A 14178-nucleotide genomic window follows, 5' to 3' on the forward strand; every position below is an offset into this window, starting at 1 on the left:
CGGGCCGCCCGGGTGCGCGGCGTCGGTACACTGACCGCATGTCCACCCTGATCGCCGACTTCGCCGTGCCCGCCGACGCCTCCGCACAGGACGGGCCGGATTCCCCTGAGGCGCGGATGCGCGCGGCGAAGGAGGCGTCGCGCGAGACCGCACGGCTCACGAGCGACGGCAAGGTCGCAGCGTTGCAGGCGATCGCCGCCGCACTCGTGGCCGCCGCGGACGACATCATCGCCGCCAACGCCCGTGACCTCGCCCGCGGTGCGGCAGAGGGCATCGGCGATGCCCTCCTGGACCGCCTGCGCCTGGACGAGAAGCGGATCGAGGCTCTCGCCGCCGCGGTGCGCGAGGTGGCGGCCCTGCCGGATCCGGTCGGCCGTGTCGTCGGCGGGCACCGGATGCCCAATGGCGTCGCCTTGGAGCAGGTGCGGGTGCCGTTCGGCGTGGTCGGCGCGATCTACGAGGCGCGCCCGAACGTCACGGTCGACATCGCCGCGCTCGCCCTGCGCTCCGGCAACGCGGCCGTGCTGCGCGGGGGCAGCGCCGCCAGGGAGAGCAACACGGTGCTGGTGCGAGTGATGCGCGACGCACTGGTGTCGGCCGGGGTCACCGCCGAGGCGATCCAGACCGTGGACGACTTCGGCCGCGCGGGCGCCACCGCGATGATGCACGCCCGAGGACTCATCGACGTGCTCGTGCCGCGCGGCAGTGCGGGGCTCATCGAGACCGTGGTGACGGAGTCGACCGTGCCCGTCATCGAGACTGGCGCCGGTGTGGTGCACATCGTGCTCGACGACACGGCGCCGCTGGACTGGGCGCGCGACATCGTCGTGAATGCGAAGGTGCAGCGTCCGAGCGTGTGCAACGCCGTGGAGACGGTGCTCGTGCTCCGCGGTGCCGCTGACCGGCTCGTCCCCGAGGTCGCGGAGGCGCTGATCGCGCAGGGCGTCACGATCCACGGCGACGAGGACATCCGCCGGCTCGTGCCGGAGGCCGTGGCGACGACGGACGAGGACTGGGCGACCGAGCACATGAGCCTCGATCTGTCGATGCGCGTGGTGGAGGATCTCGACGAGGCGCTCGCGCATATCCGGCGGTACAGCACCGGGCATACCGAGTCGATCATCAGCACGGACGCCCTTGTGATCGAGCGCTTCCTGGCCGAGGTCGACTCCGCGGTCGTGATGGCGAACGCGTCGACGCGGTTCACGGACGGCGGCGAGTTCGGCTTCGGCGCCGAGGTCGGCATCTCCACGCAGAAGCTGCACGCCAGAGGCCCGATGGGACTCGCCGAGCTGACCAGCACCAAGTGGCTGGCGCGCGGGTCGGGGCAGACCCGCGCCTGAGGGCTAGACTGAGGAGCTGAGATCCACCCTGATCACTCTGGAGAATCGATGAACCTCGTCGCACAGTTCGTGCAGGCCGCCGCAGAGACCACGGAGCACCACGGCAACGTGACGCTGCAGACCCTTCCGTTCTTCTTCATCGCTGCCGGCGTGTTCGCACTTCTCGGCCTGGTCGCGCTCTCCTACCGCAACGTCGCCAACCGTCACGCCCGCAAGGCGGAGGCGTGGGCCGCGGAGCACGGACACGAAGGACACGGGGCCGGACACGGTCACTGAGCTGATCCGATGACGACCACTCCGGTGCCGCGGATCGGTGTGATGGGCGGGACGTTCGATCCCATCCATCACGGGCACCTCGTCGCCGCGAGCGAGGTGGCGCACTCGTTCGGACTGGACGAGGTCGTCTTCGTGCCCACCGGGCAGCCCTGGCAGAAGAGCGGTGTGTCGGACAGCGAGCATCGCTACCTTATGACGGTGATCGCGACGGCGTCGAACCCGTCGTTCACGGTCAGCCGCGTGGACATCGACCGTGACGGGCCCACCTACACGATCGACACGCTGCGGGATCTGAAGGCCCAGCGTCCCGGGGCGGAGTTCTTCTTCATCACCGGCGCGGACGCCGTGGCGCAGATTCTCAGCTGGAGGGATCATGATGAACTGTGGGACCTGGCCCATTTCGTCGCCGTATCCCGACCCGGTCACGTGCTGAGCACGGACGGTCTGCCCCCCGGTGACGTCAGCCAATTGGAAGTCCCCGCCCTCGCGATCTCGTCGACGGACTGTCGATCCCGTGTCCGCGAGGGGGATCCGGTCTGGTACCTCGTGCCGGATGGAGTGGTCCAGTACATCGCGAAGCATCATCTTTATCGGAGCACGTCATGAGCACATCGGATCAGCACGGTCAGCTGACCCGCAAGCAGATGCGGGAGGCCCGCCTCACCGGATCGACCCCGATCGTCACTCCGGAGGAGGCCGAGGCTGCGCGCCAGCAGGCCGAAGCCGCACCGTCCGCTCCGGCGGTCCCGGCCGCTCCGGAGCCCGTCGCCGAGACGCCGGCTGCGCCGGCGGCGGACAACGTCGCCGAGAGCACGGCTGGGCCGAGCGCCGTTGAACCCCAGGACTCCGTCGCGGGCGAGGAGCCGCTCACCCGCCGCCAGGTGCGGGAGCAGGAGCGGATCCGCACCGGCGCGGTTCCGGTGTCCGATCCGTCATCCCAGAGCGCCCCGCCGGCACCGGCGCCCGTCACGCCCGCCCCACCTGCCGACACCACGCCCGAGCCGGCGGGGATGATCACGGACGTGCCCCGACCCAGTTATCCGAGCCGTCGCCGCTCCTACGAGACCTCGACGACTCCCGTGCAGACGCGGGTCCCCGACGAGCAGGACGGCGTGGACGACGCCGAACAGGGCGTCGCGCCCGTCTCGGTCTCCTCGGTCATGCGCGCTGAGGAGGAGACCGGACGCACCTGGCACGCCGATCCCGTCTCGGCCGTGCCCGAGACCGCACCCGAAGAGCGTCTCGTCGTTCCCGCCCGTCCGGCAGAGCCCTCTTCCGCGCCGCTGCTGCCCGCGGTTCCCGCCGCCGCACCGGCTGCCGAGCCCGATCCCGCACCCGTCGCGCTGCCGTTCTCGTCCGAGCAGACCGCACTGTGGTCCGCCGCGACCGAACCCGAGCCGGCGGCAGCTGCTGCTCCGGCGTCGGCTGCTCCGGCCGAAGAGGCGCCGCGCCCCCTGCCGCAGGCGGCTCCCGCCGGCGGGGCCGGCTCCACGGTCAACCCGGGCTTCGGCGAGCGGGTGCTCGCGCAGCAGCCTCGCACGCCGCAGGCCGACTCGTTCGACGCGCTCATCGGCGACTCCACGGGGTCGCACCACGCGGCGCCGAACGCCCTGATCTTCCAGCAGGCGCCGGCCGGGCTGTCGCTGTCGGGTCCCGTCGCCTCGACCGGTGAGATCCTCGTCACCGGCAGCTACGAGCTGCCCTCGGGTCTCGGCTCGCGCGGTCACGCCGACGGCGTCGCCGACGGCAAGGAGGTCGACGCGGTCCTCGTCGACGGCGAACTCGCCCCTGCCTCTTCCCCCACGCCGATCGCCGCCAGCGCGGCGATCGGAACGATCAAGCCCGCCGGCGAGGTCATCCGCCCGCCCGAGCCCGAAAAGGGCAACAAGCTCATGCTCGCACTGACCATCACCGCCGGCGCGCTCGCCGTCGCCCTGGTCGGGGCGCTCATCGTCGCCATCACCACAGGAGCCTTCTCTTGATGCAGTCGCCCTCCGCCGCAGACATGCTGCAGATCGCCGCCGACGCGGCCCGTTCCAAGGGCGGAGAGGACCTGCTCGCGCTGAACGTGTCCGAGCCGCTGCCGCTCGTGGACATCTTCCTGCTCGTCACCGGCAACAGCGAGCGCAACGTCGCCGCGATCGCCGATGAGGTCGAGGACAAGATGATCGAGGCGGGCTACAAGCGCGTGCGCCGCGAGGGACGCAGCGAAGCCCGTTGGGTTCTGCTGGACTTCGGTGACCTGATCGTGCACGTCTTCCACGAGGAGGAGCGCACCTACTACGGTCTCGAGCGCCTCTGGAAGGACTGCCCGGTCGTGCCGATCGCGGAGCCCACGCCTCTGGGTGCGTCCTCCGAGCGGGACTGACCGCACCGGAAGACCGGCGCCGTCCGCACCATCGGTGCTTTCGGAGCGCCGCGGATCCATGCCTCGCGCGCGCCTGCGCACGCGGGATCGGGGTCGATGAGCTGTGCCGGAGCACCGTGTCGTCGCACGGATCGACGAACACCCGGTGCTCGAGCCCGCGGACACCGGATCCGCGAGTAGGGTCGAGCCGTGGGACGGATCACGACGCTGCGGCCGGTCACCCGGATCGCCCTGGGAGAGGGCGTGCGTCGTCGCGCCGACACGCTCGCGGTCGAGGAGCCGCTGGAGATCCGGATTGCGGGTGCTCCGCTCGCGGTCACGATGCGCACGCCTGGCCATGACGTCGAGCTCGCCATCGGATTCCTCGTCTCAGAGGGTGTGATCTCGAAGAGCTCCGACTTCCGTGCCGCGATCCACTGCGGTGGTCCGGGCACCGGCGGAGCGGAGAACACGTACAACGTGCTCGACGTGGCACTCGCACCGGGCGTGCGGCTTCCCGGCGCCGACGAGGCGCGCCGTTTCTACACGACCAGCTCGTGCGGCGTGTGCGGCAAGGCCAGCATCGACGCCGTGCGCACGACCTCGCATCACGCCGTGTCGCACGACGACCTCGAGGTCGACGCCGCGTGGATCGCGGAGCTGCCCGACCGGCTCCGCGCCGAGCAGGCCGCCTTCGACAAGACCGGTGGACTGCACGCGGCCGCACTCTTCGACGCCGCCACGGGCGAGCTGCTGGTGATCCGCGAGGACGTCGGCCGGCACAACGCCGTGGACAAGGTGATCGGCTGGGCGCTCCAGGCGGACCGGCTGCCGTTGCGGTCGACCGTGCTGCAGGTATCGGGCCGGGCGAGCTTCGAACTGGTGCAGAAGGCCGTCATGGCGGGTATACCGGTGCTCTCCGCGGTCTCTGCGCCCTCCTCCCTCGCCGTCGAGCTGGCGGACGAGTCGGGGCTGACGCTGATCGGCTTCGTCCGAGGGAACTCCATGAACGTGTACGCGCACGTGCAGCGCGTGCGGATCGATGCGGCGACGCGCGGGGAGATCGCCGCGCGGGAAGGACGGGCGGAACGATGAACGACGACGTGGACGCACGCGGAGGAACGGCCTTCGGCCTCATGCCGCGAGAGCCCCGGCAGGGCGGATACGGGCCGCGCACGACCGCTCCCTGGTCTCGCAAGCCGTATCACCACCCGGCGGCGGGCTGGGGCGCCGCGAAGTCGGTCGGTCAGGTTCTGCTCCGCGAGCGCGAACCGATCGCGGGCTCCGGCGCGATGCTCATCATGAACCATGGCAGGTCGGGATACGACTGCCCCGGCTGCGCCTGGCCCGACGATCTCGGCAACCTGCGGCTGGACATCTGCGAGAACGGGATCAAGCACGTCACCTGGGAGATGACGCACAAGCGCGTGGATCGTCAGTTCTTCGCCTTGCACACGGTCGCGGAGCTCTCCGGGTGGACGGACTTCGACCTCGAGGACCAGGGGCGCCTCACGGAGCCGATGAGCTATGACGCCGCGACCGATCGGTACGTGCCGATCAGCTGGGATGACGCGTTCGCCCTGATCGGAGAGGAGCTGCGCGGTCTGGACAGCCCGGACGAGGCCAGCTTCTACACCTCCGGCCGGCTGAGCAACGAAGCGACGTTCCTGTACCAGCTCATGGTGCGCGAGTACGGCACCAACAACCTCCCGGACTGCTCGAACATGTGCCACGAGGCCTCCGGTCGCGCGCTGAAGGCGTCGCTGGCCACGGGCAAGGGCACGGCGGATCTGCGCGACTGGGAGGAGTGCGACGCGCTCTTCGTCCTCGGCGTGAACGCGGCGTCGAACGCCCCGCGCATGCTGACCGCGCTGTCCGACGCGGTCCGCCGCGGCGCGCAGGTGGTGCACGTGAACCCCCTGGTCGAGGCCGGTGCGACGCGCACGATCGTGCCGCACGAGTTCGTCGACATGGCGCTGTTCAAGAGCACCGACACCAGCACGATGAACCTTCAGGTGCGCCTCGGCGGTGACCTCGCCCTGATCCGCGGCATGTCCAAGGTCGTGTTCGAGGCGGCCCGGACGGATCCGACCGTCCTGGACACTGCGTTCCTGCGCGAGTACACCAACGGGCTCGAGGACTACAGGGCGCTCGTCGAGGCGACGCCCTGGGCCGAGCTCGTGCGTCAGTCCGGCCTCAGCGAGGAGCGGATCCGCGAGGCGGCCGCCGTCTACCTCGGCTCGGAGCGCACGATCATCAGCTGGTGCCTCGGCGTGAGCCAGCACGAGCACGGCGTGGACACGGTGCGCGAGATCGTGAACCTGCTGCTGCTGCGCGGCAACATCGGGCGCCCGGGAACCGGGCCGTCCCCCGTGCGCGGGCACAGCAACGTGCAGGGCAACCGCACCTGCGGCATCGACCACCGGCCGCCCGCCTGGACGGATCGGCTGGCGGAGGTCTGCCGCATCGACCCGCCCCGCCACCAGGGCCTGGACACGGTCAAGACGATCCGCGGCATGCACGACGGCACGGTCAAGGTCTTCGTCGGCATGGGTGGCAACTTCGTGCTCGCTGCCCCCGACACGCCGTACACCGCGGAGGGGCTCAGTCGCTGCGCGCTGACGGTGCAGGTGAGCACCAAGCTCAACCGCAGCCACCTCGTGCACGGGGAGAAGGCGCTGATCCTGCCGTGCCTCGGACGCACCGAGCGCGACCAGCAGGAAGCCGGGCCGCAGGGCGTCACCGTCGAGGATGCGATGAGCATGGTGCACCTCTCCGTGGGGCGCAAGCGGCCCGCGTCCGCGTATCTGCGCTCCGAGCCCGCGATCATCGCAGGGATCGCGAAGGCGACGCTCCCCGAGACGCAGACTCCGTGGGACGCCTACATCGCGGACTATGACCGTATTCGCGATGTGATGGCTCAGGTCCTTCCGGGCTTCGAGGAATTCAACCAGCGCGTGCAGAGCCGACACGGCTTCCGGATTCCGCAGCCCGCCCGCGAGCGCGTGTTCGAGACGGATTCCGGGCAGGCCGAGTTCTCGCATGCCCCGCTGCCCGATGTGATCCCCGCCTCCGCCGAGACCCTGGTGCTGCAGACCATGCGGTCCCACGACCAGTGGAACACGACGATCTACTCCAACAACGATCGTTACCGCGGCGTGAAGAACCTGCGCGAGCTGGTCTTCCTGCACCTCGACGACATGCGCGAGCGCGGCATCGCCGAGGGGGATCTCGTCGACATCCGCTCGACGTCGAAGGACGGATCCACCCGGATCGTGCACGGCTTCCGCGCGGTCCCGTACGACCTGCCCCAGGGGTGCGCCGCCGGCTACATGCCCGAGATGAACGTGCTCATCGGGCACGCCGACTTCAGCGTGCAGAGCGACCAGCCGCTCATGAAGAGCATCCAGGTCACGGTCACTCCGTCGGCGGCCTGAGTCCTGCCCGGGTCGTCACGCGGTCAGGCCGAGGCGAGGGAGGCGAAACGCGGCACCTCGCGAGAGCACCGCGTTTCGTCTCCCTCGACCTTCGGCCGTGCTCGCTCAACGACCCCGAAGTGGAGTCTCCATGTGCTCCCTCAGAGATCCCGGTCGAAGAGGTCGTCCCAGGTCTCCCGGCGGATGACCGCGCGCGCCTGGCCGTCGCGCACGAAGACGACCGGAGGCCGTCGATAGCCGTTGTAGTTGTTCGCCATGGTGTGCGTGTAGGCGCCCGTCGCGGGCACCGCGAGGAGGTCGCCCACGCGGACCTCGGGAAGGCGCAGCGGGTCGATGAGGACGTCGCCCGACTCGCAGTGCCGGCCGACCACCACGACGTCCTCCGCCGCCTCCTCGTCGAGGCGGGTGGCGAGCGCGCCTTCGTAGCGCTGCGAGAACAGCGCCACCTCGAGGTTGTCGCCCATCCCGCCGTCGACGGCCACGAACGTGCGCGCGTCGCGCTTCACCGTCGTGACGGAGTACAGCGTCATGGCGGAGCCGTTCACCATGCTGCGGCCGGGCTCGATGATGAGCTCGGCGTCGGCGGGAAGGTGCTCCCGCGCGGCGGCGAGCAGGGCCTCGACGTACTCGGCGACGCTCGCGGGGTGCTCGTCGTAGGTGTAGCGCGCGCCGAGCCCGCCGCCCAGGTCGTACACCGGGAAGGTGCCGAGCTCGGCGAGCGGGGCGACAGCAGCGGCGAGCTCCGACGGGTCCATGATCTGCGAGCCGACGTGCGCATGCACGCCGCGCATCGCGAGCTTCGGACTGGCTTCGATCCGGGTGATGAGCTCCTTCGCGGCGGGAACCGTGAGCCCGAACTTGGATCCGATCTGCCCGGTCTGCACATGTGGGTGGGTGGAGGACTCGACCTCGGGGATGATTCGCACGAGCACGTCCTGCCGGCGGCCCTCGGGCACCAGCTGCTCGAGCCGGTCGACATCGTCCGCGTTGTCGACCACGACCAGGCCGAGGCCGGCCTCCACCGCGATCTGCAGCTCCTCGGTCGACTTGGCGTTGCCGTGCAGGACGAGGAGGGCCGGATCCACACCCGCGCGGAGCGCACTGAGGATCTCGCCGCCGCCGGCGACGTCGAGCCCGAGCCCCTCCTCGACCATGACACGCTGCACGGCGGTCGCCGGGAAGGACTTCGAGGCGAACACGACGCGCGCCTTCGGCCAGCGCGAGGTCAGCTCGGTGCGGTACTCCCTGGCGCGGGCGCGCAGGGCGGTCTCGTCGACCACGATCGCGGGGGTGCCGAACTCGCGCGCCAGGTCGTCGACCCGGCACCCCCCGAAGCGCAGGGTGCCGTCGGGGTCCACGGTGGTCCCGGCGGGGAACAGGTCGAGGATCGGGTGCGGCATGGTCTGCGTCCTTCTCGTCGGTGTGGCCAGGTCAGGCGGGCGGTGTCAGGCGGGATCCAGGGCCCGGCGCGGGACGACCACGACCGGTACGGGGGAGTGCCGCACGACCTTGGTCGCGTTGGATCCGAGGAAGACCCGGGCGATCGGCCCGAGACTGCTCGATCCTACGACCAGCACCTCGTCCGCGTCCCACTCCACGTCGTCCACGGCGGACTCCCACGTGTCGCCGAGGCCGATCACGGTGCCGGCGAGTTCGGGCGCGCCCGGCAGCGCGGACACCTCCGAGAGCAGCTGCGCGGCGTGGGCCTGGATGTCGTCGGCCCACTGCTCGGCGATGCTCCGCTCGGCGTCGAACCCCGCCCCGGCCGTGCCGGAGACGTTCGGCACGATGGCGAACGACGCGATGCGCAAGGCTGCCCCGACCGAGCCCGCCACGGTCGCCGCGCCGAACACGAGGTCCGCCGAGGAGTCCGTGCCACGGTAGGCCGCGGTGACGCGACCGACCCGGACATCGCCCTTGGTGCGGAAGCCGCGCGGTGCGATCGCGACCGGAACCGCCGCCGCGTGCAGCAGCGCATCGCTCTCGGATCCGAGGGCGATCCGCCCGAGCGGGGCCGCGGAGGAGGAGCCGATCACGATCATGCCGACGTCGCGCCTCTCGGCGAGCTCGAGCAGCCCGCGCCGGGCGGACGATGCCTCGTGCAGGACGAACTGCGCGGGTACCGATCCGCCGAGCACGGCGGCGGCGTGGTCGAGCACGGTGTTGGCGGCGTCGTGGGTGTAGGCCTGCCATTCGGCGTCGTCGCGGGCGGTCGCCGCGCGCGGCCAGGTCTCCGGGATCACCGTCGTGACGATCAGGTCGGTGTTCGCAGACCGCGCCAGCATCGCCGCGAGGTGCAGCACCGACGCTGAGCGGCTCGCAGGATTCAGGCCGACGAGGAGGCTCATCGCTCGCCGTCCGTCCGGCGTTCGGCTGCAGCCTGGCGCACCTCGCCCGTGCTGGGCTGGGCGACGGCGGTGGTGTACGGGACGTCCGGGGCGGCGACGACGGGGTGGCCGACCGCCAGCGCCGAGCGCTTGCGCCCGTAGAACCAGTAGAAGACGAGGAACACGGCCGCCCACGCGAGGAACACCAGGATCGTGATGAGGCGCAGCTGCGTGATGATCGCGATGCAGCCGATGATCGACAGGATCGGGATCGTCCAGCCGAGCGGCAGGCGGAAGCCGCGCTCCAGCTCGGGCTCGCGCACGCGCAGGATGATCACGCCGATCGACACCACGAGGAACGCGACCAGGGTGCCGATACTGGTCATCTCGGCGAGGAAGTTGATCGGGACGACCGCGGCGAGGACGCTCGTCGCGATCACCACGATGATCGTGTTGTTCACGGGGGAGAGGGTGCGCGGGTCGACCTTCGCGAACACCGGGGGGATCATGCCGTCGCGCGACATCGCGAACAGGATCCGCGTCTGGCCGTAGAGGCAGACCAGGGTGACCGAGAAGATCGAGATGATCGCGCCGACAGCCACGACGGTGCCCGGCCAGGTGGATCCGATGATGTTCTGCAGGATCGCGGACAGGCCGGCGTCCTGGTTCTCGAACTTCGCCGGCGCCTGCGCGCCGAGCGCCGCGAGGCAGGTGAGCACGTACAGCGTGATGATGATGCCGAGGGCGAAGATGATGGCGAGGGGCAGATTGCGCTTCGGGTTCTTCGCCTCGTCACCGGCGGTCGAGACGGCGTCGAGACCGACGAACGAGAAGAAGATGATGCCGGCGCCGCCGACGATGCCGGCGAAGCCCGCAGGGGCGAAGTTCTGGAAGTGGTCCGAGTTCCAGCCGGTGAAGGCGACCGCGCAGAAGAACAGCACGACCGAGATCTTGATGACCACCATCACACTGTTGACCAGGGTCGACTCGCGGGCGCCGCGCATCAGCAGCAGTCCGCACAGCACGATCACGATGACGGCGGGGACGTTGATGATGCCGCCCTGCTCGGGAGCCTGCGACAGCTGCACCGGGATCTGCCAGCCGAACAGGTTCTGCAGCAGCTGATTGACGTACTGGGACCAGCCGACCGCGACCGCCGCCGTCGAGACGCCGTATTCGAGCAGCAGGCACGCGCCGACCGCCATGGCCGTTCCCTCGCCGAGCGTCGCGTAGGCGTAGGAGTAGGTCGATCCGGACACCGGCACGGCGCCCGCCATCTCGGCGTAGCAGAGGGCGGTGAGGCCCGCCACGACGCCGCCGATGACGAACGACCAGATCACGGCCGGGCCGGCCACGGGCACGGCCTGAGACAGGATGAAGAAGATTCCTGTACCGAGCGTGCCGCCGACGCCGATCATGGTCAGCGAGAACAGCCCGATGCTTCGTTTCAGGTGGACCTCGCCGGTGCCGACCGGCGTGGTCGGCTTCCGGCGCAGCAACTGCTGGGCGATGGTGGTCATTCCAGTCTCCTTTGATTGGATGTGTGATCCTGCACGATCCGGGTTCGGCAGGATCGGGAGTCAGTCTTCTTTCGTCACCCGGAATCGCGCGACATCGGGATCGACCGCGCCGCGGACGTATCCGCTCGGTGACGCGGCCACGGCCTGAAGGAAGGCCACGGTCTGCGCCGTGATCTCCTCTCCCGGGATGACGTTCGGGATCCCCGGGGGGTAGGCAGCGAGGGTGTCGGCCGAGACGCGGCCGATCGCCTGCGCGGCGGGGACGAGTTCTGTCGCCGCGAAGTACGCATCGCGGGGGAGCATGCGCAGGACGCCGGAGGGCGGCAGCGGGGGGAAGGCGGCGGTGTCGGCCTGGGCGCGCTCGGCGTGCGCCTCGTCGGAGTCGACCGCCGCCGACAGCACGCGGTGCACGTGCTCCAGGTCGGGCGTCTTGCCGGCGCCGATGAGGGCGACGAGGGCGGTGGCGGTCGAGATCTCGAAGTAGATGCCCTCGACCTCGAGCAGATGCTGGCGCAGCCAGTGCCCGCTCACCCCGGTGGCCGACACGTCGATCGGCACGCGGAGCGGGTCGGTCGCGACGATGTCGTCGAAGGCGCCGAAGCCGTCGCTGACGACCGCGAACCGCGGATCCTCGCGCAACGCGGCGCGGAAGGCGTTCGCCCCGGCGATCGACCGGCCGATCGTGTCCGTCTCGGTCATGAGCGCGTGCCGGGCGATGTCGAGGGATGCCGTGAGCAGCGCCGAGGAGGATGTCGAGGACGTGGTGGAGACGGCGCGCTCGATGAGCGGTTCGAGGCGTTCCGCGAAGGGGCCGTCACCGAGGTGCAGCATGGCCGACTGGGTGAGGGATCCGGCGAGCTTGTGGGTGCTCGACACGACCAGATCTGCGCCGAGACGGGTGGGTGATTCCGGCAGGTCGGGATGGAAGCCGAAATGCGGTCCCCAGGCCCCGTCCACGATCAGCGGGGCGCCGTGCGCGTGCGCGACCTCGGCGAGGCCCGCGACGTCGGCCACCGATCCGAAGTAGCTCGGCGACACGATGTACACGGCGTTCGCCGGCTGGCCGCGGTCGGCCGCACTGGTCAAGGCGTCGTCGAGGGCGGCGGGAGAGACACCGTGCGCGATCCCGTACCGGGCATCCACCGAGGGGAGCACGAAGGAGGGCGTGAGCCCCGCGGTGAGCACGCCGTCGCTGAAGCTCGAGTGCGCGCTGCGCTGGGAGAGGATGTTCGCGCCGAGGCCGCGGACCGCGAGCGCCGCGATCCGATTGGCCTGCGAAGCGCCGCCGGCGAGGAACCAAGTGCGCCGCGCGCCCCAGGCGTCGGCCGCGAGCTCGAGCGCCTGGGAGAGGGGTGAGTTCTCGCCGAGGTCGATGTCGTCGAGGAGCATCGGCACGTCGAGCTGCAGCACGCGCTCGCCGAAGTACTCCGCCAGGCGTGCGCTGATGCCGCGGCCGTTGCCGCTGTGACCCGGGACCATCAGCTGGATCGGCGACCGGCTCGCGTGGCGCTCGAGCGCGTCGGCGTACGGGGTCTCGCGGTGGCGGGCATCCGCGATCGGCGTTGCGGACGGGTCGAGGGCGAGTGAGGCGGGGGACGGCATTGGTCCATGGTGCGGCCTGCCCGGCGAGGACGGAATCCCCGTAAATTCTCCTGGCTCACATACTCTGTATGTGACGAAGGGCCGTATCACACGTTCGCTGACATAGGAGGTTGGTGCCCATGCTCGATCTGCGACAGCTGGAAGCGCTCCGTGCGGTGCACGCCGAGGGCTCGGTGACCGCGGCGGCGCGACGCCTCGGCTGGGGGCAGCCGACCGTCGATTACCACCTCAAGAACCTCGAACGCCTCGTCGGCTCGCCCGTGCTGATCCGCTCGTCGCGCGGCAGCAGGCTGACCCCCGTCGGCACACTGCTGCTCGAACGCGCGCAGGAGATCCTGACCCTGGGCGAGCGCGCGATCCGGGATGCCAGAGAACTGACGTCGATGGGGCGGGTGCGCCTGCGATTCGGGACCTTCCCGACCGCCGCGGCGAAGATCCTCCCGGCAGTCGTGGGCCGTGTCGACGACCTGGGGATCGAGGTCGACGCGATGCTCGAGGAGGTGCCGACGCTCGTGGACAGGATCAACCGCGGAGGACTGGATGCCGCGCTCGTGTATACGGTCCCCGGATACGAGCTGCCGTTCCGGACGCAGGTCGCGACGAGGGAGGTGCATCGCGATCCGCTCCTGCTGGCCCTCCCGGCCGGGCATCCGCTCGCGACGCCGAGACCGATCGACGTGCCGACGCTGCTGACGCTGTGGCAGGAGCGCTGGCTCTTCGCCGCGGCGGGGAACGATCCGATGGACACGATCGTGATCGATGCCTTCGCCGCACGCGGGCACACGCTCGACGTCGCGATCCGCACGGACGACTTCCAGGTCATGCTCGGGATGATCGCGGCCCGCCTCGCCGTCGGTCTCCTGCCCAGCCTTGCCGTCGGCGGATCCCATCCCGGGATCGTCCTGCGCCCGATCGAGGATCCGTCCTTCGTGCGCTCCGTGCTCGTCGCGACCTCGGCGGAGGGCTCGACGCGCGGCCCGTCCACCGCGGTCCGTCAACTGGTGCTGGCGATCCGCGACGCCTTCAGCGCGCTGCCCTCCGCATGACCGCCGCATCCGCGTGACACGCCCGGCGGCCCGCACGTGCCGCCTCGATTGGCGCGGTGAGACAGCCATGTTGTAGGCTGAATGAGTTGTCGCGGGAAGCCGCGAACAGCATCTGGGCCTGTGGCGCAGCTGGTAGCGCACCTGCATGGCATGCAGGGGGTCAGGGGTTCGAGTCCCCTCAGGTCCACCAATGAAAGCCCTCGGTTCGCCGGGGGCTTTCGTCGTCCGGCGACGAGGTCGTGCACGTTCTCGTCGTCGCGACCGGTGCACCGGACGGATG

At 70.4% G+C, this 14178-nt stretch carries 12 protein-coding genes and 1 tRNA gene; 9 read left to right on the forward strand and 4 right to left on the reverse strand.

Going from position 1 to position 14178, the window contains the following annotated elements; translation table 11 throughout:
- Positions 1-116 precede the first annotated feature (116 nt).
- The 7 genes from LXM50_RS00985 to LXM50_RS01015 all read left to right on the forward strand — a co-directional run bounded on the left by LXM50_RS00985 (position 117) and on the right by LXM50_RS01015 (position 7403).
- Entirely contained in the window at positions 117-1343 is a 1227-nt protein-coding gene (locus LXM50_RS00985; protein WP_233309536.1) for a glutamate-5-semialdehyde dehydrogenase, read from the forward strand.
- A 48-nt stretch (positions 1344-1391) separates the two neighbouring features.
- The gene (locus tag LXM50_RS00990; protein WP_233309243.1) at positions 1392-1619 is read left to right on the forward strand and encodes a hypothetical protein; all 228 of its coding nucleotides are present in this window, start codon (positions 1392-1394) and stop codon (positions 1617-1619) included.
- A gap of 9 nt (positions 1620-1628) precedes the next feature.
- Entirely contained in the window at positions 1629-2225 is a 597-nt protein-coding gene (gene nadD / locus LXM50_RS00995; RefSeq protein ID WP_233309244.1) for a nicotinate-nucleotide adenylyltransferase, read from the forward strand.
- Positions 2222-3601: a hypothetical protein gene (locus LXM50_RS01000; protein WP_233309245.1), complete on the forward strand. Its 1380-nt coding sequence runs from the start codon at positions 2222-2224 to the stop codon at positions 3599-3601. The genes nadD and LXM50_RS01000 overlap by 4 nt, the downstream gene beginning before the upstream one ends.
- Entirely contained in the window at positions 3601-3987 is a 387-nt protein-coding gene (rsfS, locus tag LXM50_RS01005) for a ribosome silencing factor (RefSeq protein ID WP_233309246.1), read from the forward strand. The genes LXM50_RS01000 and rsfS overlap by 1 nt, the downstream gene beginning before the upstream one ends.
- Before the next feature lie 189 nt (positions 3988-4176).
- Positions 4177-5061, forward strand: a complete 885-nt coding sequence (fdhD, locus tag LXM50_RS01010) for a formate dehydrogenase accessory sulfurtransferase FdhD (RefSeq protein ID WP_233309247.1) — start codon at positions 4177-4179, stop codon at positions 5059-5061.
- Positions 5058-7403: an FdhF/YdeP family oxidoreductase gene (locus LXM50_RS01015; protein WP_233309248.1), complete on the forward strand. Its 2346-nt coding sequence runs from the start codon at positions 5058-5060 to the stop codon at positions 7401-7403. Before fdhD ends, LXM50_RS01015 begins: the two co-directional genes overlap by 4 nt.
- A 140-nt stretch (positions 7404-7543) precedes the next feature.
- Here LXM50_RS01015 and lysA read toward each other — a convergent pair whose 3' ends face one another.
- From lysA to LXM50_RS01035, 4 genes are read right to left on the reverse strand one after another with little or no spacing between them, the layout of a single operon-like run.
- Complete coding sequence (gene lysA, locus LXM50_RS01020) at positions 7544-8803, reverse strand: diaminopimelate decarboxylase (protein WP_233309249.1); 1260 nt, start codon at positions 8801-8803, stop codon at positions 7544-7546.
- A 45-nt stretch (positions 8804-8848) separates the two neighbouring features.
- The gene (locus LXM50_RS01025) at positions 8849-9751 is read right to left on the reverse strand and encodes a universal stress protein (protein ID WP_233309250.1); all 903 of its coding nucleotides are present in this window, start codon (positions 9749-9751) and stop codon (positions 8849-8851) included.
- Complete coding sequence (locus LXM50_RS01030; protein ID WP_233309251.1) at positions 9748-11250, reverse strand: amino acid permease; 1503 nt, start codon at positions 11248-11250, stop codon at positions 9748-9750. Before LXM50_RS01030 ends, LXM50_RS01025 begins: the two co-directional genes overlap by 4 nt.
- A 60-nt stretch (positions 11251-11310) precedes the next feature.
- Positions 11311-12852 (reverse strand): aminotransferase class I/II-fold pyridoxal phosphate-dependent enzyme, encoded by a 1542-nt coding sequence (locus LXM50_RS01035; RefSeq protein ID WP_233309252.1) that lies wholly within the window; start codon positions 12850-12852, stop codon positions 11311-11313.
- Between the two features lie 119 nt (positions 12853-12971).
- Between LXM50_RS01035 and LXM50_RS01040 the strand changes: the two genes are divergently transcribed.
- Positions 12972-13898, forward strand: a complete 927-nt coding sequence (locus tag LXM50_RS01040) for a LysR family transcriptional regulator (protein ID WP_233309253.1) — start codon at positions 12972-12974, stop codon at positions 13896-13898.
- 114 nt (positions 13899-14012) lie between these two features.
- Positions 14013-14088: transfer RNA gene (locus tag LXM50_RS01045), tRNA-Ala, on the forward strand.
- Positions 14089-14178 lie beyond the last annotated feature (90 nt).

Origin of the sequence: Microbacterium sp. Au-Mic1 (assembly GCF_021341785.1) — a bacterium.
Taxonomy (GTDB): Bacteria; Actinomycetota; Actinomycetes; order Actinomycetales; family Microbacteriaceae; genus Microbacterium.